The sequence below is a fragment of the Xanthomonas vasicola genome (assembly GCF_000772705.2).
Taxonomy (GTDB): Bacteria; Pseudomonadota; Gammaproteobacteria; order Xanthomonadales; family Xanthomonadaceae; genus Xanthomonas; species Xanthomonas vasicola.
Window position 1 is genome coordinate 32,783 of the sequence record NZ_JSBW02000081.1, and the last position, 23,829, is coordinate 56,611.

18 protein-coding genes, 1 tRNA gene and 1 pseudogene are annotated in these 23,829 nt (G+C 59.7%); 13 read left to right on the forward strand and 7 right to left on the reverse strand.

Going from position 1 to position 23,829, the window contains the following annotated elements; translation table 11 throughout:
- Positions 1 to 34: 34 nt before the first annotated feature.
- The 12 genes and pseudogenes from NX05_RS18830 to NX05_RS18885 all read left to right on the forward strand — a co-directional run.
- Positions 35 to 2,577, forward strand: a pseudogene (locus NX05_RS18830) (DNA internalization-related competence protein ComEC/Rec2); the annotation flags it as partial.
- Complete coding sequence (locus NX05_RS18835; protein ID WP_039434941.1) at positions 2,471 to 3,133, forward strand: MotA/TolQ/ExbB proton channel family protein; 663 nt, start codon at positions 2,471 to 2,473, stop codon at positions 3,131 to 3,133. The pseudogene NX05_RS18830 and the gene NX05_RS18835, both read left to right, overlap by 107 nt.
- A gap of 3 nt (positions 3,134 to 3,136) precedes the next feature.
- Positions 3,137 to 3,601 (forward strand): ExbD/TolR family protein, encoded by a 465-nt coding sequence (locus tag NX05_RS18840; protein ID WP_039434943.1) that lies wholly within the window; start codon positions 3,137 to 3,139, stop codon positions 3,599 to 3,601.
- The gene (gene msbA / locus NX05_RS18845; RefSeq protein WP_039434945.1) at positions 3,598 to 5,367 is read left to right on the forward strand and encodes a lipid A export permease/ATP-binding protein MsbA; all 1,770 of its coding nucleotides are present in this window, start codon (positions 3,598 to 3,600) and stop codon (positions 5,365 to 5,367) included. Before NX05_RS18840 ends, msbA begins: the two co-directional genes overlap by 4 nt.
- Positions 5,364 to 6,401 (forward strand): tetraacyldisaccharide 4'-kinase, encoded by a 1,038-nt coding sequence (gene lpxK, locus NX05_RS18850; protein ID WP_039434946.1) that lies wholly within the window; start codon positions 5,364 to 5,366, stop codon positions 6,399 to 6,401. Before msbA ends, lpxK begins: the two co-directional genes overlap by 4 nt.
- 321 nt (positions 6,402 to 6,722) lie before the next feature.
- On the forward strand, positions 6,723 to 7,502 hold the full coding sequence (gene kdsB, locus NX05_RS18855; protein ID WP_039434948.1) for a 3-deoxy-manno-octulosonate cytidylyltransferase: 780 nt from the start codon (positions 6,723 to 6,725) through the stop codon (positions 7,500 to 7,502).
- On the forward strand, positions 7,499 to 7,963 hold the full coding sequence (locus NX05_RS18860) for a low molecular weight protein-tyrosine-phosphatase (protein WP_017121444.1): 465 nt from the start codon (positions 7,499 to 7,501) through the stop codon (positions 7,961 to 7,963). The genes kdsB and NX05_RS18860 overlap by 4 nt, the downstream gene beginning before the upstream one ends.
- A 23-nt stretch (positions 7,964 to 7,986) precedes the next feature.
- Positions 7,987 to 9,405, forward strand: a complete 1,419-nt coding sequence (locus NX05_RS18865) for a nhl repeat protein (RefSeq protein ID WP_039434951.1) — start codon at positions 7,987 to 7,989, stop codon at positions 9,403 to 9,405.
- On the forward strand, positions 9,402 to 11,258 hold the full coding sequence (gene uvrC, locus NX05_RS18870; protein ID WP_039434953.1) for an excinuclease ABC subunit UvrC: 1,857 nt from the start codon (positions 9,402 to 9,404) through the stop codon (positions 11,256 to 11,258). Before NX05_RS18865 ends, uvrC begins: the two co-directional genes overlap by 4 nt.
- Positions 11,258 to 11,890 carry a CDP-diacylglycerol--glycerol-3-phosphate 3-phosphatidyltransferase gene (gene pgsA / locus NX05_RS18875; RefSeq protein ID WP_010373338.1) on the forward strand — a complete coding sequence of 211 codons (633 nt, stop codon included), beginning with the start codon at positions 11,258 to 11,260 and terminating at the stop codon, positions 11,888 to 11,890. Before uvrC ends, pgsA begins: the two co-directional genes overlap by 1 nt.
- A 36-nt stretch (positions 11,891 to 11,926) precedes the next feature.
- Positions 11,927 to 12,002, forward strand: a tRNA-Gly gene (locus NX05_RS18880).
- A 225-nt stretch (positions 12,003 to 12,227) separates the two neighbouring features.
- A complete protein-coding gene (locus NX05_RS18885) occupies positions 12,228 to 14,162 on the forward strand; it encodes a tyrosine-type recombinase/integrase (protein WP_039434956.1) in 1,935 nt (644 codons plus the stop codon).
- A gap of 66 nt (positions 14,163 to 14,228) precedes the next feature.
- Here NX05_RS18885 and NX05_RS23180 read toward each other — a convergent pair whose 3' ends face one another.
- On the reverse strand, positions 14,229 to 14,879 hold the full coding sequence (locus NX05_RS23180; RefSeq protein WP_080764594.1) for a LysR substrate-binding domain-containing protein: 651 nt from the start codon (positions 14,877 to 14,879) through the stop codon (positions 14,229 to 14,231).
- Between the two features lie 102 nt (positions 14,880 to 14,981).
- Here NX05_RS23180 and NX05_RS18890 point away from each other — a divergent pair, with 102 nt between their 5' ends.
- Entirely contained in the window at positions 14,982 to 15,275 is a 294-nt protein-coding gene (locus tag NX05_RS18890) for a helix-turn-helix domain-containing protein (RefSeq protein ID WP_039434960.1), read from the forward strand.
- Between the two features lie 27 nt (positions 15,276 to 15,302).
- Here NX05_RS18890 and NX05_RS18895 read toward each other — a convergent pair whose 3' ends face one another.
- From NX05_RS18895 to NX05_RS18920, 6 genes are all read right to left on the reverse strand, one after another.
- Positions 15,303 to 16,187 carry a LysR family transcriptional regulator gene (locus NX05_RS18895; protein ID WP_039434963.1) on the reverse strand — a complete coding sequence of 295 codons (885 nt, stop codon included), beginning with the start codon at positions 16,185 to 16,187 and terminating at the stop codon, positions 15,303 to 15,305.
- Between the two features lie 458 nt (positions 16,188 to 16,645).
- Positions 16,646 to 17,398 carry a hypothetical protein gene (locus NX05_RS18900; protein WP_253956544.1) on the reverse strand — a complete coding sequence of 251 codons (753 nt, stop codon included), beginning with the start codon at positions 17,396 to 17,398 and terminating at the stop codon, positions 16,646 to 16,648.
- 175 nt (positions 17,399 to 17,573) lie between these two features.
- Complete coding sequence (locus NX05_RS18905) at positions 17,574 to 18,071, reverse strand: hypothetical protein (RefSeq protein ID WP_216746016.1); 498 nt, start codon at positions 18,069 to 18,071, stop codon at positions 17,574 to 17,576.
- 82 nt (positions 18,072 to 18,153) lie between these two features.
- Positions 18,154 to 19,256, reverse strand: a protein-coding gene (locus tag NX05_RS18910) for an IS3-like element IS1389 family transposase (protein ID WP_089504421.1) whose coding sequence is annotated in 2 segments (ribosomal slippage) — positions 18,154 to 18,998 and positions 18,998 to 19,256 — 1,104 coding nt in all. Because the reading frame shifts where the segments join, the coding sequence is not laid out codon by codon here.
- Positions 19,156 to 20,577 carry a hypothetical protein gene (locus tag NX05_RS23185; RefSeq protein ID WP_207895305.1) on the reverse strand — a complete coding sequence of 474 codons (1,422 nt, stop codon included), beginning with the start codon at positions 20,575 to 20,577 and terminating at the stop codon, positions 19,156 to 19,158. The genes NX05_RS18910 and NX05_RS23185 overlap by 101 nt, the downstream gene beginning before the upstream one ends.
- Before the next feature lie 275 nt (positions 20,578 to 20,852).
- Positions 20,853 to 23,627, reverse strand: a complete 2,775-nt coding sequence (locus NX05_RS18920; RefSeq protein WP_230597755.1) for a DEAD/DEAH box helicase — start codon at positions 23,625 to 23,627, stop codon at positions 20,853 to 20,855.
- Between the last annotated feature and the right edge of the window lie 202 nt (positions 23,628 to 23,829).

Genomic DNA, 23,829 nt, shown 5'->3' on the forward strand with positions numbered 1-23,829 from the left:
CCTAAGCTGAAGGCGTTGATTGATAGGGGCCAGGATGGCGACCGGCAGCATGGAGGTGTCAGTGCACGAAGCCCCACCGCAGGTGGGGTCGGCCGTTGCCATAGCTGCGGCCTTGTTGCTTGGCGTGGTGGCATGCGCTTGGTCGCCCGCACTGCTGCCGCGAATGTTGTATGCCAGCTGCGTATGCGTGGCGCTGCTAGGCATCGGCATGACGATGTGGCGGGGCCCGCGTTGGAGAGCGCGGCTGGTGTTGCTGACCACTGTGTTGCTCGGATTCGGCTTGATGGGATGGCAGGTGGGCGGTGCCCTCCAGGCGCAACTACTCCCGCAGGACGAAGCACGTGAGATGGCCGTGCGCGGACGGATCGTTGGGCTGCCAATCGCCGAGCAACGCCGCACCCGCTTTCAGCTGCGCGTCGATGAAGATCAGGCACAGCCTGCAGCTCTACGTGGAAAGCTCGTGCAGCTGGCCTGGTACGACGATTTCGGCGCCGAGCGCATCGGCCCGCGCGCAGCGCTGCATGCCGGCGCGCATTGGCAACTGCGACTGAAGCTGCGCGCGCCACGCGGCTTGCGCAATCCCGGTGGCTTGGATGCGGAGCGCCAGGCGCTGGCGCAGCGCATCGCCGCAACCGGCTATGTGCGCGTGCCTGCCGCCGCACACCAGACTGCAACACCGCACGGCGTGGATGCCTGGCGCGAACGCATGTCGCAACGTATTGCCGAGCGCGTCGGTGGCCCCTCTGGGCCGTACCTGCGCGCGCTCGCGCTGGGTGATACGCGTGGGCTCGACGATGCGGCATGGGCGACGTTGCGCGCGACTGGGCTGAGTCATCTGATCGCGATCTCGGGATTTCATGTCGGGCTGGTCGCGGCATTCTTCGCATTGTTGGTCGCGGGCGTGTGGCGTTGGCAGCCGCGACTTGGCACCTTGCTGCCCCGTCTGCATGCGGCATCAATTGCTGCGTTACTTGGCGCTGCCGCCTACGCGGCAGTGGCAGGCCTGGCGCTGCCGACGGTACGCACCGTACTGATGATTGCGGTGGTGGCCCTGGTGAGAGTGCTACGGCGACGCGCCTCGACCGCCCACATCCTCGCGCTCGCCTTGTTGGCGGTGTTGCTGTGGGACCCGCTCAGCGTGCTGGTGGCTGGCTTCTGGCTCAGCTTCGCCGGCGTGGCATGGTTGGTGTGGTGCCTGCCGTCGGACGATCGCGCCATCATGCGCGGCTTTCTGTCCGCGCAGACCGTGGCCACCGTCGGCCTGCTGCCGTTGACGGTCAGCCTGTTCGGGCAGGCATCGCTGGTCGGGCCGTTCGCCAATCTGGTCGCCATTCCGTGGTGGACCTTCGTGGTAGTGCCGCTGTGCCTGGTGGGGACCGCGCTGGAAGCGATCTACCCAGGTGCGGGCGTGTGGGCGTGGCAGCTTGCCGGTTGGTGTTTCGAGCTGACCTGGCCGGGGTTCGTCTGGCTCGGGCAAACAACGGCGGCATTGTGGTGGGTACCCGAGTCCGATGGGCTTGCCCTGATTGCGGCCTTGCTCGGTGCGTTCTGGCTGTTGCTGCCGCGCGGGACGCCGGGTAAATCGTTGGCGGCGCTGCTGTGGTTGCCGTTGCTTTGGCCGGATCGCGAACTGCCGGCCCAAGGCGAGGCGGAAGTGCAGGTGCTGGATGTAGGGCAGGGCTTGGCAGTGCTGGTGCGCACGCACCGGCATGCGCTGCTTTTCGATACCGGCCCGGCGGTGCGCGATGGCTTCGATTCCGGCGAGCGCGTGGTGCTGCCGGCATTGCGTGCGCTTGGCGTGCGCCGGTTGGACGCCATCGTGCTCAGCCATGCAGACGCCGATCATGCCGGTGGCTATGTCGCGGTGCGCACGGGGCTGCCGGTCGCATTCACCGCTGCACCACCGGATGCAGCGCTGGACGTCAGCACACGCTGCCGCGCCGGACAACAGTGGGAATGGGACGGCGTGCGCTTTCGCTTCCTGCATCCCAGCGCTGGGTTTCCGTATCTGCGTAATCAATCCAGCTGTGTGCTGCGGGTCGAAACCCGGCACGCGAGCGCGCTATTGCCGGGCGACATCGACGAAATCATCGAACGCCGCCTGCTACGCGGAAAAGTCTCAGACCTGCATGCGGATCTGGTGATCGTCCCGCACCATGGCAGCGCTGATGGCTCGGATGCCAACTTCATCGCTGCGACCGGCGCACGCCTGGCGCTGGTGTCGTCCGGCCACGGCAACCGCTTCGGGCATCCGCGCGCCGAGGTCGTGCAACGCTGGCAGGCGGGCGGGGCGGAAGTGCTGGACACCGCGCAGACCGGCGCGCTCCGGGTCTGGCTGGGCGCCGATGGCCTGCAACTGCGCGAGCGACGGCACTGGCAGCCACGGCTATGGGATGCTGCGGAACGGCGGCGGTCGGCTGCTATCCTATCGGCCAGCGAATAGGCGGCGCGTTGCCGGAGGAATCGAATCGTGTTGGAGCTGGTCAAGGCAGGCGGTTGGCCGATGGTGCCGTTGCTGTTGCTGGGCGTAATTGCCCTGGCAATCGTGCTGGAGCGTTTGTGGAGCCTGCGCCGCAACGAGGTGACGCCGCCGGGCCTGGGCGAAGAGGTTCGCAACTGGGCCGCGCGCGGCAAGCTGGACCCCACCCATATCGAATCGCTGCGCCGCAATTCGCCATTGGGCGCCTTGCTGGCCGCCGCGCTGGACGTGCGTGGCCGCCCGCGTGAGTTGATCCGCGAACGTATCGAAGACACCGGCCGGCATGTCGTGCACAGGATGGAGCGCTATCTGAACGCGTTGGGCACCATCGCATCGGCCGGGCCATTGTTGGGCCTGCTAGGCACCGTGGTCGGCATGATCCAGATGTTTTTGGGCATCCTCGACCATGGCGTGGGCGATGTGAATCAGCTGGCCGGCGGCATCGGCAAGGCGCTGGTGTGCACCGCTACCGGCATGATCATTGCCGTGCCGGCATTGATGGCGCATCGTTTCTTCAAGGGGCGCATCGCCGGTTACATCATCGAGATGGAACAGGAAGCCACCTTGTTGCTGGACACCATGGATGGCCGCCTGGTGCCAGCCGCCGTGGCGCCGGCTGCAGCGGGCGCCAAGCCCGTCACGGCAAAGGGCTGACGGATGCGCATCGGCAGCGACCGAAGCCAGGATGAACCACATATCGACCTGGTGCCATTGATTGACGTCATCCTCGTCCTCATCATCTTTTTCGTGGTGACCACGACCTTCGACGCACGCTCCACGCTGCAATTACAGCTGCCGACCGCCAGCGACCAACACACCAGCACGCCGCCGCGTTCGTTGAGCGTGCTGGTCAACGCCGATGGGCGTTATTTCATCAACGACCAGGAAGTGCTGCGCTCGGACGTGGATTCGCTCAAGCAGACCATCGCGCAGATTGCCGGCGACGATCGCCAACAGACCGTGTTGATGCGCGCCGATGCACGCACGCCGTATCAGGCTGTAGTTACCGCGCAGGATGCGCTGGGCCAGCTCGGCTTTCGACGTATCGCGATTGCCACCGCGCCCCCGGCCGGCGCCACCAGCACGACCGGAAAGACAAGCAGCAACGGAACCCGCCAGTGACCAACTCCACCGACCGCCCGGCGCCAGTCTCACCCTGGCGCACGTACCGTCGCCTGTTGGCATTCGCCAAGCCGTATCGGCTGCTGCTGGTCGCCGCATTGATCGCCGCATTGATCGAAGCGGCCGGTACCACCGGTTTTCTGGCATTGATGAAGCCGATCACCGACGAGACCTTCATCTACAAGAACGCCGAAGTCAGTCGTTGGCTGCCGGTGCAGATCATCCTGTTGTTCGTGGTGCGTGGCATCGCTGGCTACATCACCGACATGGCGATGGGAAAATCCGCGCGCAGCATCGCGCGCGATCTGCGCATCAAGGTAATGGCGAAGTATCTACGTCTGCCCGGGTCGCGCTTCGATTCCGAGCCGGTGCCGTCGATGCTGATACGGTTGGGTTCGGATTCTGACCAGGTGGCGCAGGCTGCGGTGGATGCGGTCAAAGTGATGATCCAACAGTCGCTGCAAGTCATCGGCGCCTTGGCGCTGATGCTGTGGCATAGCTGGCAGGTGACGTTGACCATTCTGGTGCTGGCCCCGGTGCTGGCCTGGGTAATGGACAAGGTCGCGCGGCGTTATCGGCGTATCAGCCACAGCATCCAGGAAAGCGGCGCGCAGCTGTTGCAGGCCGCCGACCAGACCTTGTCCAGCCATCAGGAGGTCAAGATCTACGGCGCCCAGCAGACCGAGATGGAGCGCTACGGCGCGCTAGCCGATCGCAATCTGCGCCTGGCAATGAAGGTCGAATCCACGCGCGGCATTTCCACCGCCACGGTGCAGATGATCGGCGCGATTGGCTTGTCGGCATTGTTGTTCGTGGCCGGTGCACAGGCACTGGCCGGGCGCCTGACGGCCGGCGATTTCGTCGTGCTGATGACTTCGATGCTGACGATTATTCCCGGCCTCAAGCAGCTCACCAATGTGCAGAACATGGTGCAGCGTGGCCTGGCATCGGCGGAGCGTCTGTTCTCGGTGCTTGATAGCCCGGACGAGCCGGATCAAGGCACCGTGCCGCTGACGCGTGCCAAGGGCTTGATCGAATTTCGCGACGTCACCGCGCGTTACCCGGGCCAGGTTAATCCGGCCTTGGCCGATGTCAGCTTCATCGCGCAGCCGGGCACGGTCACCGCGATCGTTGGGCGCTCGGGCAGCGGCAAATCCAGCCTGATCAAGTTGATTCCACGATTTTACGAAGCCGAGGCCGGGCATATCCTGCTCGACGGCCACCCGGTGCAGGCATACGCATTGGCGGATCTGCGCCGGCAGATAGCACTCGTCGGCCAGCAGGTGATGCTGTTCGATGGCAGCATCGCCGACAACGTGGCGTTCGGCGAAATGCGCAATGCCGATGCCAGCCAGCTGGAACGCGCGATTCTGGGCGCCAACGCGATGGAATTTGTGGCGCAACTGCCCGAAGGCTTGCAGTCACACGTCGGCACTAAGGGTGGGCGCCTGTCCGGCGGCCAGCGCCAGCGTCTGGCGATCGCACGCGCAATGCTCAAGGACGCGCCGATCCTGATTCTGGACGAAGCCACCGCCGCGCTGGACAACGAATCCGAACGTTTGGTGCAGGACGCCTTGCACAAACTGATGCCGGACCGCACCACGCTGGTGATCGCGCATCGTCTGTCCACCATCGAGCATGCCGATCAGGTACTGGTGATGGACCAGGGCCGGATCGTCGAGCGCGGCACCCATGACGAATTGCTGGCGCAGGGCGGCTTGTATTCGCACCTGCACGGCATGCAGTTCCGCGAACGGCAAGCATGAGCAAGCGCGGCACTCGCACCCCGGGTTACTGGTACGACAACACGCCGATCCCCTTGCCGGCGCGCATCCTGGCGCCGGTCTATGGCGCTGCAATCGCGTTGCGACGGGCGCTGTATCGCCGCGGTTGGCGCAAGCGCCACGGCGTTCCGGTGCCGGTGATCGTGGTCGGCAACGTGACTGCCGGCGGCACCGGCAAGACACCGCTGACGATTGCTTTGGTTTCGAAGCTGCAGGAAGCCGGCTGGACGCCTGGTGTGGCCAGCCGTGGCTACGGCCGCGATGACGCTGGTACCGCGCGATGGGTCGAGGCAGACACGCCGGTGGCGCTTGGCGGCGATGAGCCGGTGCTGATCGCCTGGAAAACTGGTGCACGCGTACGCGTCGATAGCGACCGGCTTGCTGCTGCACGCGCACTGGTCGAGGCGGGCTGCGACATCGTGATCTGCGATGACGGCTTGCAGCACTACCGTCTGGCGCGTGATGTCGAGATCGAAGTGGTTGATGGCCAGAGACGTTATGGCAACGGACGTTTGTTGCCTGCCGGGCCGCTGCGCGAACCGGTTGCGCGCGCGCGCGATTGCGACTTCCGCGTGGTCAATCTCGGTCAGGCCAGTGCCACCGCAGTGCCGCAGGCGCCGGATGATGCGGGGTTCGGCGAGTGGCAGATGCGCTTGAGCATCGACAGCGTGCAGCCGATGGACGGCAAACGTGCGCAGCCGCTGAGCATGCTTGCCGGACAACGCGTGCATGCGGTGGCAGGTATCGCGCACCCGGAACGCTTCTTCGCGATGTTGCGTGCGCGTGGCATCGGCGTGGTGCCGCATGCCTTTCCGGATCATCACGTCTATCACGCTGCAGATTTCAGCTTCGGCAGCCGCCTGCCGGTGCTGATGACGGAAAAAGATGCAGTGAAATGTCGTCCGTTTGCGGACGAGTGGTTGTACAGCGTGCCGCTCAAGGCGGAGCTGCCGGCCGCGTTCTGGGTGAGCCTGTTGGACCGGCTGAACAAATTGGCGAGCCGGCAGGGCGTGTGAGGGCTGCGCGTGCAATGGTGAGCTTTGGCTTGGCTGCACTAGGTTCTTGCCCGCCTACCTTCGAAGGCCCGGCTTTGATTACGTTCCTGCGGGCTCTGATGCAGAGCCGTGCTGCACAAAATTTTGCAGCGCTCAGGCAACGGCCCACTTAGGAATTTCGGTGCGCATGGTTGCGAGCAACGCATACAACGGCGCTTCAGTCCCGACGTAGCACATCGCGGCTCCAACTGACTACCGCGACTTCGCTCAATCACACGGAGACAGCCGGCGATTCGGTTCTCTCGCTTCTCCACTTTCTACTGCACACCAGAGCGCGCACGTATGACACCCACAACACCTGCTAATTTCGTCGTCGCCATTCCGGCTCGTTACGCCTCCACGCGTCTGCCGGGTAAGCCGCTGCAACGGATCGGCGATCGCCCGATGATCCAGCACGTTGCCGAGCGCGCATTGCTGGCGGGCGCGCACGCGGTGTGGGTGGCCACTGACGATGCGCGCATCGCCGAAGCGATCGAACATCTGCCCGGCGTGCATGTAGCGATGACCGGCACGACGCATCTCTCCGGCACTGACCGCCTTGCCGAATGCGCACGCATTGCCGGTTGGGATGAACAGACCTGCGTAGTCAATCTGCAAGGCGACGAACCGTTCGCGCCGGCTGCCGGTATTCGCGCGGTTGCCGATCTGCTGCAGCACTCCGGTGCCGAGATGGCCACGCTGGCCGCGCCGGTGGATAACGCGCACGACCTGTTCGATCCCAACGTGGTGAAGCTGGTGCGTACGGCCGCCGGCGATGCGCTGTATTTCAGCCGCGCGCCGATTCCCTGGCACCGCGACAGCTTCGCCAGCCAGCGCGACAGCGTGCCTGCAGCAGGTCAGTGGCTGCGCCACATCGGCATCTACGCCTATCGCGCCGGCTTCCTGCATCGCTTTGCGGCAATGCCGCCCGGCATGCTGGAGCGCATCGAATCGCTGGAACAATTGCGCGTGATGGAAGCCGGCTATCGCATTGCCGTGGCAGTGACGCCCGAGCCGTTTCCGCCGGGCATCGACACCCCGGACGACCTCGTCCGTGCACAGACGCGGGTGGCGTCGGCATGAAGCTGCTGATCGTCTGTCTGGGCAATATCTGCCGCTCGCCGATGGGCGAGGGCGCCTTGCGTGCGCAACTGGATCAGGCGCGGCTGTCGCGGCGCATCGAGGTCGATTCGGCCGGCACCGGCGACTGGCATGCCGGCGATCCGCCGGATCCGCGCGCAATCCGCTGCGCGCGTGGCCATGGCGTGGATATTTCGGGTCTTCGCGCACGTCAGGTGACGCGTTCGGATTTCGAGCATTTCGATTGGCTGTTGTGCGCAGATGGCAACAATCTGCGCGATCTGCAGCGGCTCGCCCCGGCAGCGCAGCGCGACAAGGTGGCCCTGTGGCTGCCCTGGGCCGGCATCGACGAGCGCGATGACATCCCCGACCCGTATACCGGCAGCATGGATGACTTCGAGCAGGGATGGCAGCTGGTCGATGCTGCCGCGCGCCTGACCGTGGCCAGGCTCACCCGCGGCTAATCGCGCTTGGGCATAATTAACGCATGAATGCCCAGCTCACCCAGGAACTGCCGGAATTTCCCACTTGGCTCAATGCCAGGCCATCCACACTGCAGGAGCACCGCGGCCGTGCGCTGGTGCTGGCGTTCGTCAATGCCAGTTCGGTGTGGTGCGCCGAGCGCCTGGCCGAGCTGGCGCACTGGCAGGCGCGAAGCCCTGGCCGGCTGCAGGTGATCGTGGTGCAGGTGCCGCGTTTCGACAGCGAACGCGTGCCGCAACGCGCGTTGAAACAACTGCGCGGGCATGGCGTGAGTGCGCCGATCCTGCTCGACAAGGACTGGGAAACCTGGCGCCGCTTCGGTATTGAATCCTGGCCTACGCTGGTGCTGCTAGATGCCTACGGCCGCGAACGGCAGCGCCTGGTAGGCGTCACCGGCGATCTGGACAAGGCGCTGACATCGCTGTGCGAAGGCCAGCAGCCGCCATCGGATGCCGACCTGCACGGCGTGGCCGAGCGCGGTCCCGAGCCGCATCTGGCGTTGCGTTTTCCGACCGGACTGGCCGCGACGGAAGACCGCTTGTATGTCGCCGATACCGGCCACCACCGCGTGCTTGAGTGCACGCACAGCGGACGCGTATTGCGCCAGTTTGGGCATGGCAATGCCGATCTCATCGACGGCGGCGTCGGCGAAGCGGCATTCCGGCGTCCGCAGGGCTTGGCGCTGGAGCGCGATCAGTTGTACGTCGCCGACACCGGCAATCACGCGCTACGTCGCATCAACCTGCGCAGCGGGCAGGTGGACACCTTGTGTGGTACCGGTCGCTCCGGCGAGCCGGTCGAAGGCCCGCTGGCGTCCGCTGGCGCGTCTGCGCTGAACTACCCGCAAGGCCTGGCCATCGCCGATAACCAGGTGTTGATCGCCATGGCTGGCGATAACCGCATCTGGAGTTATCACCTGGGCCGCGCCGCGCTGAACGCGCGCGCAGGCACCGGTGCACTTGAAACGCGCGACGGCAGTGGCCATTTCGCAGCTTTCGCACAGCCGGCCGGTTTGGCCTCGGTGCAACAAATGGCCTATGTGTGCGACGGGCTGGGCTCGTCGATCCGCACCATGCAATTGCGCGGCGATCTGGTGCAGACCTTGGTCGGCGGGCAGGGCACCTGGCAGTTTGGCGATCAAGACGGCCCGCGCAGCACCGCGCGTCTGCAATTCCCACAGGCCATCGCACTGGCGGCCGATTCGCCGCTGCTATGGATCGCCGACACCGGCAATGGCCGCCTGCGCTGCCTGCGTTTAGGGGGCGGTGAATTGACCACGGTCGAGTTGCCGCGCCGCTTGCATGGCCCAGCTGGCCTCGCGGTCGCTGCCGGAGCGGTCTGGATCGCAGAAACCGATGCACACGCCATCTTGCGGTACGACCTTGCAAGCGGCGCACTGAGTGATGTTTCGATAGACGAATGAGCGCAAGGCCCCAAAGCGATTTCGATGGAAAAGCGTTTGCTGCGCAACTGAGCACCGCGCCTGGTGTCTACCGCATGTATGCGGGCGACGACACCTTGCTGTACGTCGGCAAGGCCGGCGCGTTACGCAAGCGCGTGGGCAGCTATTTCAACGGCACGCCGAAAAATGCCCGGCTGACCTCGATGTTGTCGCAGGTTGCGCGCATGGATGTCACTGTCACCCGCAGCGAAGCCGAAGCACTGCTGCTGGAAAACCAGCTGATCAAGTCGCTGTCGCCACGCTACAACGTCTCGTTGCGCGACGACAAAAGCTACCCATACGTTTTGCTGACACGCGAGGATTGGCCCCGCATCGCCTTGCACCGCGGTCCGCGTGCGGTGCAGGGGCGTTATTTCGGTCCCTATACGGGCGTGACGGGCGTGCGCGAAACGCTCAGTTTGATGCACAAGTTGTTCAAGCTGCGCAGCTGCGAAGACAGCGTGTTCCGCAATCGCTCGCGGCCTTGCCTGCAGTATCAGATTGGCCGTTGCAGCGGACCGTGCGTCGACTTGGTGGCGGCACCGGATTACGCAGAATCGGTGCGTCGCGCCACCATGTTTCTCGAAGGCAAGAGCGATCGGCTCGGCGAAGAGATCATGCAATCGATGCAACAGGCCAGCGAAGCGCTCGAATTCGAACGTGCGGCGCGTCTACGCGATCTGCTGTCCTCGTTGCGCAGCATGCAGAACCGCCAGTACGTTGATGGCCGCGCAGCCGATCTGGATGTGCTGGCCTGCGCAACGCAATCCAGCCAGGCCTGCGTGTTGCTGCTGAGTTTTCGCGATGGCCGTAATCTCGGTACGCGCTCGTTTTTTCCAAAGACCAATGGCGAAGACAGTGCCGACGAAATCCTCGGCGCGTTCGTCTCGCAGTACTACGCCGAGCACTCGCCGCCGCGCGAGATCTTGCTCGACCGCGAAATTCCGGAAGCCGAACTGATCGAAGCCGCGCTCAGTACCGCTGCCGAACACAAGGTGGCGCTGAAGTGGAACGTGCGCGGCGAGCGTGCCGGCTATCTGCTGCTGGCCACGCGCAACGCGCAGCTGACCCTGGTCACCGAGCTCACCAGCCAGAGCGCGCAGCATGCGCGCAGCGAAGCCTTGCGCGAGATGCTTGGGCTGGCCGAGCCAGTCAAACGCGTGGAGTGCTTCGACATCAGCCACACCATGGGCGAGGCGACCGTCGCCTCGTGCGTGGTGTTCGATGCCAGCGGCCCGGTACGTGGCCAGTATCGACGCTTCAATATTTCCGGCATCACCCCGGGCGACGATTACGCAGCCATGCGACAGGCGATCGAGCGCCGCTTCCGTCGCGCGGTCGAAGAGAACGGCGTGCTCCCCGACTTACTACTGATCGACGGCGGCGCCGGCCAGCTGGCGCAGGCGCAGGCTGCGCTGGCCGACCTGGGGGTCGAGAACGTGTTGCTGCTTGGTGTGGCCAAGGGCGAAGAGCGCCGGGCAGGGCACGAGGCGCTGATCCTGGCCGACGGTCGCGAGCTGCGGCCGGGCGCGGCGTCGCCGGCGCTGCAATTCATCCAGCAGGTACGTGACGAAGCGCACCGCTTTGCGATCACCGGCCACCGTGGGCGCCGGCAGAAGGCGCGTATGACCAGCAAGCTCGAGGATATCCCCGGCATCGGCCCGCGGCGCCGCGCGAGCCTGCTCAAGCATTTCGGCGGACTGGTCGGCCTCAAAGCCGCCGGTGAGGCCGAGATTGCACGGGTGGAGGGGGTCAATGCCGCACTTGCTGCGCGAATCTACGCTAACCTGCACGGGCTGGCGCTTCCCGATGCGGCAGGCGAGGCAAGTCCGTAATGAAGTTGACCATCCCCACGTGGCTGACACTGCTGAGGATCTTGATGATCCCGGTGTTGGTCGTGGTGTTCTACCTGCCGTACACGTGGACGAATTTTGCATCCGCTGGCGTGTTCGCGCTGGCCGCCATCACCGACTGGCTGGATGGCTGGGTCGCGCGGCGTTATCACCAGTATTCCGCATTCGGCGCGTTCCTCGACCCGGTTGCCGACAAGTTGATGGTCGCAGTGGCCCTGTTCCTGATCGTGCAAGGCCACCCCACGCCGTGGATGGCGTTCTGGGCTGCGGTCATCGTCGGGCGCGAAATTGCCGTCTCTGCACTGCGCGAGTGGATGGCCGAGATCGGCCAGCGCGCCAAGGTGCGTGTGGCGGCGATCGGCAAGATCAAGACCACCGCGCAAATGGTCGCCTTACTTTGTTTGTTGTACTCGGTCACGCCGGGACAGATGCCCACGCATGAAATCTGGCTGGGCAACCTGATTTTCCGCGCCGGTTACTGGACGCTGGCGATTGCCGCATTGCTGACACTGTGGTCGGGTTTCCAGTATTTGCAGGCCGCTTGGCCAAGCCTGCGCGCCGATGAAAAAGCAGCGATCAGCAGCAAGCCGAAAAAAATCGAAAGCAACAGTTGACAGCTATGCTGTTCGCTGTAGAATTTCGCCTCCCAAGCGGGAATAGCTCAGTTGGTAGAGCGCAACCTTGCCAAGGTTGAGGTCGCGAGTTCGAGTCTCGTTTCCCGCTCCAAATATTGATCTACAGACTTCCACTGGCATCTGTAGGTCGTTGAAAAGAGGAGCTTCGGCTCCTTTTTTCACTCCAGCAAACGCCACGGACATCCACCAACAGCCAGCGTTTTTGAGGCCAAAATTGAGGCCAAAGAATGTGGGTGGTGCCGGTTCCGGGTTGTTGCTGGGGTTGGATCGGGATGACCAGCAGCATTGAGCCTAAGTCTCATGACTTAGGAGTTTAATGATGGCACTCTCTGATCTGACCGTGCGGCAAGCCAAGGCCGCCGAGAAAACCTACAGCATCCCTGACACTGACGGCCTCGGCCTTGTAGTCGCCCCCACCGGCGGCAAATCGTGGCATCTGCGCTACTACTGGCTCGGCAAGCAAAAGCGCATCTCATTGGGCAACTACCCCGAGGTCGGACTGCGCGAAGCACGCACCTTGCGTGATGAAGCCCGAGCGCTCGTGGCGAAGGGCATCAATCCCCATGCTGACCGCAAACAGAAGCGACGCGCTATCAAGCTAGCCTCGGACTACACGTTTAAGGCCGTCTTCGATGCCTGGGTCGAGCATCGCGCGAAGGAACTCAAAGAAGGCAGAAACAGCACGCTGTCGCAGATCCAGAGAATCTTCGGAAAGGACGTGCTGCCCAGCCTTGAGAGGATGTCGATCTACGACATTCGCCGACCTCAACTCCTGGGCGTCCTGGCGAGGATCGAGCGGCGCAAGGCTTTCACCACTGCCGAGAAGGTCCGCACTTGGCTGAGCCAGTTGTTCCGCTACGCCCTGGTCATTGTCGAGGGCATGGAGGCCAATCCGGCCACAGACCTCGACGTGGTGGCCGAGCCCAAGCCGCCGGTGAGCCACAACCCCTACCTGCGTCTGCCCGAACTGCCCGACTTCCTCCAGAAGCTCAGGCTCTACAACCCGCGTGGCTGGCAAACGCAACTCGGCATTCGACTGCTGTTCCTGACCGGGGTGCGCACCGGCGAACTGCGACTGGCTACACCGGACCAGTTCGACCTCGACCGCGGTCTGTGGATTATTCCGCCGCAGATCGTCAAGCAGCTTCAAGACGAGATGCGCAAGGCCGGCAAGCGCCCGCATGACATACCGCCTTACATCGTGCCTCTGTCTGTCCAGGCGGTCGAGATCGTGCGCTACCTCCTGGGCGTAATGCGGCCTGCCCAGACGCATCTGCTGGCGCACCGCAGCGAACTCAAGAAGCGCATCAGTGAGAACACCCTCAACGCTGCCTTGAAACGAATGGGCTATGACGCCCAACTGACCGGCCATGGCATTCGGGGAACGATTTCTACGGCGCTCAACGAGATCGGCTATCCCAAGATTTGGGTGGACGCGCAGCTTTCGCACTCCGATCCGAACAAGGTGAGTTCGGCCTACAACCACGCCAAGTATGTCGAGCCGCGCCGCCGGATGATGCAGGATTGGGCCGACCGTCTTGACCTGCTCGAACAGGGCCAAGTGGAAGCTGCCAGTGCACATCTAACCATCCATATCGAAGGGGTGCCAGCGATGGCGGAAGAGCCGGCGGCCACCGCCGCTGTTTCTGCTAAAGCCGCCGTGTCGTCCACGCCGATCGTTGTGGTGCCAAGTACTGAGGCAACTACCTTCCAGCGGCTGTCGCAGGTGCCTCCGCCCCCCACTCGAACGCCGGAACCGGAAGCGTCCGCAATCCAGCGCGAGCGTGAGGAAATGCTGGCCATGTACGAGTCGCCTTGCTGTCTGCCGGTGCCGCTGTTCGGCAAGCTGGCCGGTAAGTCCAAGGACCAGATCAGCCGCGAACTGAAGGCAGGCAAGCTGCTGTCCATTAGCCTGGGTAATCGAGGGCAGCGTGTTCCCGATTGGCAACTGGTGCCACTCAAGCACAAGCTGACCCAGGTCCTCATGAATCAGTGCCAAGGAGCGGACTCGTGGGACCTGTTCCGAATGCTGACCCGACCGCACACGGATCTTGGTGATCGCGCAGCGATTGATGTAGTCACGCCGACCAACGTGCTCGCGATCGTTCGGACCATCATGGGCGACCAGTCTTTCGAAAAGGTGCGAACGCTGCAAAGCAGTGAATCAGTAGGGGAGCGCGCACAGCAGCAACCTCTTTACCAGATTTCGGACCAAGAAGCGCGGGAGCGGCCGAGTTCGCCTTCGCTGTAACCTCTTTGCCGAGAGCAGCGATGCACGACAACGCCATAAACGGTCTATCAAATCACGCTCCTTTCTTCACCAAGAGCGCTTGTTTTCCGTGGACATCGCTACCCGTGACGCTCGCTCGACAAACCTTTCAACTGCAGGTGATAGAGCATTTGCCGATCGAAAAAGACAGGTGTAAACCCATCGAGGAGTGCCGAGGATCTGACGCATGACGATACCTCGATTGCGGGCCCTGACTATGTAGCTCTGCGGCGCAATACCGATGCCATAGCCAGCCGCAACGAGTACCGTCAGAAGATCGAAGGATGTGACTGCAATGCGGCATAGATGAGCGCTTCCATCATCCGTTTCTGCCTCCGTATCAAGCCCTTCAACACAAGGATTCGGATGCCAACAAATCAGGGGGTAACTGAGTGATACCTGTAATGAAATAGCATGCTGTGCCAGCAGTGGGGACCGAGCGGGCAAAGCGATGGCTAATCGGTCGCGCCACAGTGGCAGGACGGCCAGGGCAAGGGTGGATACCGGCCAACCGATGCCTAGATCGTAGGTTCCTCCGAGGATGCTAGTCGTGAGCACGTCCTGGGTGACCTCTTGCAGTAGCACAGGTGTTTCAGGCTCTTCTGTTCGCTGAAGCGCAAGGAGATCAGCCAACTCTGGGGACAGCACTGCTGGAGCGACGGCAACTCTGATGAATTGCGAGCAACAATTCTGGTTCATGGTCTGCCCCTCCGGAGTATGTAAGGAAAAAGTCACCAAACATCATGCATAGAGTTAAGTTTAACGTGGTTTAGTTAAGCTTAATGCGTAACGCTTTTGCCGATGCAGAAGCGCACAATGAAACCAGGACGCCCAGTGGGCGCCACCACCTATGAAGCTGAGCCGGCGATTGCGTTCGGGAAGGCTGTACGTGCCGCACGGATTGCGCGCGACATATCTCAAGAAGAGCTGGCAACCCTCGCCGGCATTGAGCGCTCTCACATGGGAAAGATCGAGCGGGGGCAACACATGCCTACATTGGCGCTGATTTTGCGGGTATCCATCGCATTGAACGACAGTGCAGCCAACCTGATGACTGCTACTGAAAGCATTTTGTACGCTGACTCAGAAGGGTGAGGTGTTCGATTTGATTGTCCCGATTATCTAATTTCTATCTTTCAAACGTGTTGTGAAGCGATCCACAGAGATTGAAGGCGCAGCACTGGCAGCTTTCAGCATGTACGTCGTAATCACCGCTGATTGATTTGCCAATGGACGGATGACGATATCAGAATGCTTGCACGGTTCCAGCTTCGCGCCAGATGCGAGGCCAATCCCGTAACCAGCCGCAACTAGAGCTAGCATAACGTCGAGCGAAGCTGCGCGCTCGATGACGTTCGGTTTCTCATCCAAGCCTCGCAACAGCTTTGTAAAGGCCTTATCGTAGCCCTCATAGGCTTGGTGGTTCCACATGATCAATGGGGCGCGGAGAAGTTCTTCGATGGGCACTTCTTTGAAAGCGAGTAGCGGATGACGGGCTGGTATCACTGCAACCATTCGTGCATGCCAAATGGGTTCAGCAACAATGCCATCGCCAACCTCTTCTGTGTGTGAGAGCCCAATGGTGAAGTCTCCCGACCTTAGTCCATGGAGGAGCTCAGAGAGCGTGACTTCTGTGAGGCGAATTTCAACATCAGGCTCCTCCTCGCGACAACGTGCAAGAAGATCAGATAATCTGGAATCGATCGCTCCGTCAGATACTGCAATCCGCATACTTACCCGGAAGCCCGCGGAAACCGCCTTCACATTTTCTCGGGCCTGATCCAAAGTGGTAAATAAACGGCGTACGTCCAAGAGAAATGTTTTGCCAGCATCGGTCAGCCGCGTTCCTCTTCGATCACGGTTGAACAGTAAAGCGCCCAAGTCGTCTTCCAGTTCCTTGATAGTCCTGGATAAAGGAGATTGTTCGATATGGAGGCGTTCAGCTGCTCTTGTGAAGTGCAGTTCCTCGGCTAATACCACAAAGCAGCGCAGATGTCGCAGCTCCATCCGCAAGACTCCTTAACAGTCACAATCATCTGTGCCAACAGCAGAGGGCAAGGTTGATTCGGTTGCTGGCTCGTATAATCGCGTAGGTTAGCGATGAATTTCCTGACGCAATTCATGATATGTCGACGAGATGCTCATCAACTCAAAATAGGATATCTAGTATAAATACCATTGAAATGCTGGCACTGAACAATCAAACAAGTCGACATGCAAGCTGCACATATCTCAACTTCTTCTAAACCCACTCACTTCGGAAGCTGAACTGCTTGATTAACATAGATGGCTTGGCTCGGGCTGCCCATAGCACATCCGTACTATTGAATCCAGCAAATCAGGTGGCTAAGCTTTCGAAGATCTCGAGTTAAAAAATTCACTGTGACACATGCAAGGAGTCAGCCTTAATTACGCACCATCAAAACGACTATTACTGTTCATTGTATTGCCTAAGTTATTCTGCTCTAGGGTTTTACTGTTAAATCGTGTTGTTTCGCGTGACGAGTAACCAGCTCCAGCAGAGCTATCACCTGATCGGGGCGTTCCCGTCTACCGGTCGCATAGAAGGCGATCAGATAAAAGCAACAGGCCAGGATCAAGGGCGCCCACAGCATGAAACTACTGTCTTGCTTGGCTAGGATAGTGACAGAGATTGCGGCAGCTGCAAAAGCTGGGAAGATACCGATTTTTCGAATATCACCGACCAGGAGCGAGACTCGTCCGTCAACAGTACTCCAGCGATGCTTATATTGTAGCAATCCATATTCAAGGGTTATTTTGTCAAATTCAGCTAGCCTTCCGAGAAACTGCGCATCGTCCAAAAGATCGCTTTCCAACCGTTTCAATATAAGTGCAGAGCTTTTTCTCCGGTGTTGCCGAAAGAATTGATAGAACCCAATGCTGAGGGTGCCAAAGTAAAGCAGTGCAATTAAAAGTAGGACCCAATTGCTAACCTGCATTGCACCGATCATCTGCACGACTGGCGCATCTGGACCATAGCGATACCACGCTGCAAAACATAGAAATACCAGAATCGTGATCAAGAAACTGATCATCAGCCATTTTTCGATTTTATTCAGCCATTCAGATGACAAAGAGGAAAAGTGTTTGTCCTCGGCAAGAGTCATCTCTTCAAGTAACTCATACAATGCAGCAAGCTCTTCGTTTCGTGGCGCCATGATCACACCGTAAAAAGTGAGTAATAGTGCATAATTCAACTAGTTGGGGAATTGCATTCCACTTGACCACCGTTTGCATTACCACTGACCAGTCATTTGCATTCGACGTGACTACGCGTTGCGCGAGACTTGACCGGCTCACTGCATGCCCTCGACCGGCTGGAGTCTACCCGAAGCAGGCCTTCGTTAAGGGCTGCTAACGGGCCAGAAGCAGTCATTGCTGTTCGTCCAAGTCATCAGTCTCGCCGAACAAGAATTTCCCTGTGTACCAAATCGACTGCCCAACGTTGTGGATGAGTTGCTCTCCTTGCCGCAATGGCGAGTTTTCTTCATCGACGCCAGCGAGCTTGATCGCGTCTGTAACCTTTGAGCCAGTAGGGTGTGCATCTCCCACTCGCATATCATAAGAACCGGCAATCTCAGCAAATACTTGCCTAGCTTTGTTGTCTCCAATTTTATCAGCCAAAATACTTTGGAGTAACTTGTTTGAGCCGAGTTTGGCTTTCTCTTGGTGTGTAGAAAGCTTGCGTAGCTCGGTTATGTTGAGCCTGTCCGAGAATACGCGAATGATGTCCTTGGCTAACCTGAGTAGGGACGCTCTGTCTTTGCTTGCAAACCTGGATATTTGCTGCCCCGCTTCGGCGTCATCAATCTCATGGGTGAAAAGAGATATTCCATATTTATGCCTGAAGCCGTCGGCCAAAAGCCTCATGCTTCCGAAAAACATTTCTTCAACTGCATATGTTGACGCCGGTTTCGCCCCGACGTCCCCCCGCCCTGAGTAGCGGCCGCGTTTAGAGTCCGGGGTTGATGATATCGGTGTTTGCCAGATGTTGGGCATAAGCGGACGGCGTCATGCCGCCAATTGCTTTCTTAGGTCGGTCCTCGTTGTATTCGCGTCGCCAGCGTTCGATCTCGGTGCGTGCATGCAGCAGCGTTGGGAACCAGTGTTCGTTGAGGCATTCGTCGCGCAGCCGGCCGTTGAACGATTCGACGTAGGCGTTCTGGTTTGGTTTGCCCGGCTGGATGAGCCGTAGCTGCACACCCCGGTCATGCGCCCAGGCAACCATCGCTTTGCCGCAAAACTCCTTGCCGTTGTCGGTGCGGATCACCTGCGGCAGGCCGCGACTGTGTGCCAACCGATCCAGCACGCGCGCAACGCCGTGCCCGGAGATCGCGCGTTCCACCTCGATGGCGACCGCCTCGTGCGTTGCGTCGTCCACGATCACCAGACACTTGATCACTCGGCCGTCGGCGGAGCGGTCGAACACGAAGTCCATCGACCAGACCTGGTTGGCCTGCGCTGGCCGCAGCAGCGGCTGACGCTCGCCAACCGGTACCTTCTTGCGCTTGCGGTGCCGCACTTGTAGCTGCTGCTCGCGATACAACCGCTCCACGCGCTTGTAGTTCACCAGGCGTCCTTCCTGTCGCAGCTTGAGATAGATCATCCCCACGCCGTAGCGGCGATGGCGATGCGCCAACGCAAGAATGCGCTCGCGCAGTTCGCCATTGCGGTCTTGGCGTGGGCAATAGCGCAGCGCGCTGGCGCTCATGCCAATCGCCGCCAAGGCACGACGCTCGCTAGCACCACGCCCGATCCACTCGCGCACCAGCGCACGACGCGCCGGTGCGCTCACCACTTTTTTCGCAACGCATCCTTGATCAGGTCGTTCTCGAACAACTGCTCGGCCAGCAACTTCTTTAGCCGCGCGTTCTCGGCCTCAAGGTCCTTGAGCCGCTTGGCGTCGGGCACGCTCATGCCGCCGAATTTGCTGCGCCACAGATAGTACGAGGCCTCACTGAAGCCATGCCGCCGGCATAAGTCCTTGATCGCTATGCCCGCTTCGGCTTCGCGCAGGAAGCCGATGATCTGTTCTTCGGAAAAACGCTTCTTCACGTCCAATCTCCTTGGGGTAGGGAATTGGACTCCAAACTGAGGTGCTACTCAAAATTGGGGGGACGTCGGCCCTGATCTGTGCGTCTAGCAGTTCACTCGAAACCTTTCCTTCAGGAGCAATATTATGGCCCGCCCAAACATGCTGCTCCCATGGGGCGAGTCGTGCGATGTCATAAGCATATACGGTGATAAGGTCCGAACTGTTTATCCCGAAATGAGTTTTATATCCTGACGTCGAATTAATAGCTCCAGTTTCAGCCGTGTACCACTCTAACTTGAATCCCCGGCTATTCAGAAGCTCATTTACAGCGCTGGCTCGAAACCATAGCCAGCGGCCTATGTCCTCGTTATCAAGCTCTGCTGATCTCATTCGCGCTCCATCGGTTTCCACGATGAATTGCGGGAGGTTCGGATCTGCATCTCCACGAACGCGTAGGCTTCTTGATTGGTGGTCTATCCATTCCTCACGCCAAAACTCCCCCTCTACCCGCACACCTGTATAGCCTCCACGACGCCCTTTTGAACTTTCATGGTCAGTGTTCGAGTCATTCTCAGGGCCCATCACTGGGGCGTCCTCATCCTCATCTACATCCGTTCGCCAGGCTCGAAACATCGCCCAGCTTCCCCCGAATACGTCATCAAGCTTGCGAACGACTAGGGAGAATTTTCCGTTATCTCTTTCCTCATTGTGAGGCTGCAAATTTGAATATGCGCTGTCCTCGAAGACGGTGACGTTTTCGACCCTCTGTCTGTAGTATGCAAGGCGGAGCGACAGATTTCTGGCTGCTAGATAGTCAAGTAAAAATTCTCTTTTTATTTCTATCTGACGATGTTCGCCATCTTCACTCACTGTCTCGCGGACTACCACAACGAAGTTTTCTTCAGGTCTGACCCAGTTGTTGCCCTCTTTAACCAAGTGCAGCGCGACTACCAGATCAGGGCTTAGTATCCATTTTCTGCCACCGACAACAGGTTGCGGGTGTTCGTAAACTAGATTGACACCTATTGGCTCTTTATCGTTGTATTGATATTGGTCAATGGACGCATAATATCCATCTTCGTAAGCATAAGGCGCCACCGTGTGCCCAATGCCTATGTCGCTCCATCCAAGACGCTCCTCAACCCGCTGGCGATGCTCTGGTGGGAATGCTACGGAGCCACAGCCGAAATATTCACTGACATGGCCTACCTCTTTTACATCCCCTTTCTTGCTCTCAACTGTAGCTCTCAAAGGAACCCACGCCGCGTTAGAAAATACCCTGCGGGTTTCCTTGGTCTGGAGAATCCACTCTTCACTCATGATCGAATTTCCGTTATTCATGTCAGCATGTTGGGATTAAGAAGTGGCCTTCTCGGGGCCCTCGACAGGCTGGTTTGCACGAGCTGGCAGATCAACAGGGCCATCTCTGGAAATCGCAAATATCATAATTAATATCCCCTTATTTACTAGTCACTCGATGACTGCTTCTGGCCGATTTCTGCCGGTCAAAGTCGGCCAGCGGACTGGTCAAATCCGATGCAAACGACTGGTCAAGTCCATGCAATTACTCACAGTAAAGCGAAAATTCCATCCCCCTATGCTGCGGTGAAAGCCCATTACTCGTGGGCCCGAATATCCTGAAGCGGTAGTAGATCCATGACATCGCAAACCAGTGGGCGATGCTTCCAGTCATTTCTGTCGCCAATCACATAGAGGCGCCGCTTGGCGCGCGTCGCCGCCACGTTCAGCAGGTTTGGTTCCGAAACAGCCCAGTTGCGAGCGCCAGATCCTGCCGTGTTGCCCCCCAGTACGACTATGACGACCGACGCCTCTTTGCCCTGCATAGTGTGGATGGTGCCGGACACCATCTTGCCTGGGAGCATGCGCTTTAGGTTCTGCTGCACAGCCTTGAAAGGAGTGATGACCGAAATATCTTTCGCCTCTACGCCATCGCCATGTAGCCGCTTGAGCAGGTCTCGTAAGACTTGGCCTTCTGCAGGCACCCAATTTCCTTCGGATGTGCCACTGATATGTATCCACCCTGTCGGCAGACTGGCGCGGGTTTCTTTGTCGGCGCGCGGCGCGATCGTTCCATACACCATCGCTCCGTCGTAGGCGATACGGTTGGCGAGTGCATACATGGGCCTGTCGCAGCGGCGATGCACGACCAGTGGCAATCCTACCCAAGACTTGCCACCGGCAGGCCCAGCCATGCGCCCCCAAGGGGTGGCTTCGTCGGCCAGTACCTGCGCAGATTTTTGGTTGGGAATCCAGTGCGCGTCAACGCCGTAACGTGTACGCATGTGTTCTAGCACTGCATCGGAGACAGTGACTATGGGCTTGAGTTGCAGAGGGTCTCCAACCAGCAACGCACGCCTGGACCGCCATAGCGCACCGACTGCAGCTTGAGGAGCGGCCTGACCAGCCTCATCCACGAGTAACCAGCCAATTTCACTTGCGCCCAATGAGCCAAACGAACGAGCGAATGATGCAAAAGTGCTGCTCAACACTGGAACGACCATGAACAAAGAAGCCCATGCTGAACGGATTGCGTCGCGCGACATCCCTTGAAAGCGTGAGCCACCCAACATCCCGTTAATCATGAACAAATTAGAGCGCAGTCTTGAAGCTTCCAGCTCGAAAAACGTCCGGTGGAGCTTCAATGCCTGGATGAAAACCCGCGCCCGAGCCTTCCGCCAGCCTTCAATGCGCCAGGGCTCGGCCAGTTCAATGACATCCCCACGCCCGATAGCATTGTCTTTCAACCAAGCGAGCAGATGGTCAACCTGATGAGTGGTTGCGAGTTCAAAGGCATCGCTCGTAAGCGTTTTGTCCTGCTGCTGCGATCCCTGAAGCACTCGACGCGCTTCAGCGATTTTTCCTTCCACCTGGGCCTTTTCGCTATCGAGTTGTTGAGTGAGGCGCGTGATCCGCGCGAACTCAGCCTTAGCGATGTCATGCTGGCTTTCTAGCAGTGCCCGAGCGGTACTCCAATCGCGTCGAGCATTTCCGAGACTGAATAAATTTGACCAGAAACCGGGCTTTTTTGGCAGCTTCTCAAGCGCGTCAATACACTTCTTGAGCGCCATGTTGGCGGGGCCACCTTCCTCGTTATCCAAGCGCGAGAGTTTATTTGCTACCTCAATCAGCGACTGTTCGAATGCTCGGAGTTTTTCGGAGTCTTCGGCAATCGTCTTCCTGATTTTGAGAATAGCCAAGATCAGCTCACGAATTCGACTGGCGTCATTGCATGCTTTGCGTTCTTCCGCCTTGACCGCCTCGTAATCAGAGACAGCTTGCTGCCACAACGCTTGACGTTGCTCTGGGGAGCGGTCCGCATTCGCTTCTACACTCACATTGAGCCAGCCCCAAAAACCCTTCGGGCCCTTGTCCTCCTCGGGTGGTGCATCTTCGTTCTGGTTCTCGCTATCGTCAGCGTGTTCCGTCTCAGCAGAGGGAGTCGAAAAGAGTGCCTCCACAATGTTGTCGACTTCCTCATCAGGCTCTACCTCAGTCTCGTCTTCTACCTCCGCAGCAGCCTTGCCTTCGCTGCCAAACGGGAGCTGACCATAGAAGTAACGATCGACGAACTTGTTGCGTCGTGCCTTGCTCCCCAATGCCCCAGAAATCAATCCCCAAGCAGGTTTGCCCGAGACCAGCTCCCCCAGCTCGGCGAAGTACTCTGCTTCTGGCAACCAGCTTTCATCAATCTTGTCTCGCTGAGGCAGTTCGAGCGTGACATTTTCCACAGCACCGTTGTTGGATGAAGCGACCACGATTTCAAAGCCATAAAGTGCAGGATTGAGCTTGTAACTGTATTGCTGCTTACCACCGTCGTTGGCAGCTTCGCGTCCATCGCTCGCGAATGCATCTGATGCGCGACGTAGCTTGGCAAGCGTATCGGCGCGGCTGGTAATAATCGCTGCGATCAGGTCGCGCAATAGCGTCGTCTTGCCCGTACCAGGTGGGCCGTTGACGCCAAGCAGCCCGTGACCATCGGCAAGAGTAGACTGGATTGTGTTGACTGCTAGCTGTTGGGAATGTACTAGGCCCAAATGGTGTTCTGTAGGCCAACAGCTACTGGCATACGCATCCGGCATCAGTCGTCCCATCAATGGCAGCGACGCACGCTGATCGTCCACATGCAGGCGAGGCTTTGGATCGTGATGACGCAGGTACTGATCCAGTGGTTCGCTTTTCACCCCTCTAGAGATCGCATCGGCGACATCTGCAAGATCGTCCAGCAAAAAGCTGTTCAGCGGATCGTCTTCCGACTCGGGTTTGTCGGGCTTGATTGGTTGTGAGCGAAAGCGAAAAAGATGGTGGTCCATCTCACCAAAAAAGTCCCCCAACCCCAGGAACTGGAGGGTCCAGTGAGTCAGTTCGCGCAAGCCTTCGCTTGATACCTCCCCCTCGAACTGACTGTTAGCGCGCTCCCTGAGGGTTTTTTGGTCAGTCTCGAACCCTCTAGGGAAACTCTGAACAACTCCCCTTGATCCTGCGACAATCACACAGACGCAACGGACAACGACGATGCAACTGACCTTCGGCGATGCGGAGTACAACGGCAAGCGCAAGCGGACGCGGCGTGAG

Coding starts and splice junctions, on each gene's coding strand:
- NX05_RS18865 (WP_039434951.1), top strand. CDS start 7,987: ATGAATGCCCAGCTCACCCAGGAACTGCCGGAATTTCCCACTTGGCTC.
- NX05_RS23185 (WP_207895305.1), bottom strand. CDS start 20,577: ATGAATAACGGAAATTCGATCATGAGTGAAGAGTGGATTCTCCAGACC.
- kdsB (WP_039434948.1), top strand. CDS start 6,723: ATGACACCCACAACACCTGCTAATTTCGTCGTCGCCATTCCGGCTCGT.
- NX05_RS18890 (WP_039434960.1), top strand. CDS start 14,982: ATGCAGAAGCGCACAATGAAACCAGGACGCCCAGTGGGCGCCACCACC.
- NX05_RS23180 (WP_080764594.1), bottom strand. CDS start 14,879: ATGAACCAGAATTGTTGCTCGCAATTCATCAGAGTTGCCGTCGCTCCA.
- lpxK (WP_039434946.1), top strand. CDS start 5,364: ATGAGCAAGCGCGGCACTCGCACCCCGGGTTACTGGTACGACAACACG.
- NX05_RS18905 (WP_216746016.1), bottom strand. CDS start 18,071: ATGAGGCTTTTGGCCGACGGCTTCAGGCATAAATATGGAATATCTCTT.
- NX05_RS18860 (WP_017121444.1), top strand. CDS start 7,499: ATGAAGCTGCTGATCGTCTGTCTGGGCAATATCTGCCGCTCGCCGATG.
- NX05_RS18885 (WP_039434956.1), top strand. CDS start 12,228: ATGATGGCACTCTCTGATCTGACCGTGCGGCAAGCCAAGGCCGCCGAG.
- pgsA (WP_010373338.1), top strand. CDS start 11,258: ATGAAGTTGACCATCCCCACGTGGCTGACACTGCTGAGGATCTTGATG.
- NX05_RS18895 (WP_039434963.1), bottom strand. CDS start 16,187: ATGGAGCTGCGACATCTGCGCTGCTTTGTGGTATTAGCCGAGGAACTG.
- uvrC (WP_039434953.1), top strand. CDS start 9,402: ATGAGCGCAAGGCCCCAAAGCGATTTCGATGGAAAAGCGTTTGCTGCG.
- NX05_RS18840 (WP_039434943.1), top strand. CDS start 3,137: ATGCGCATCGGCAGCGACCGAAGCCAGGATGAACCACATATCGACCTG.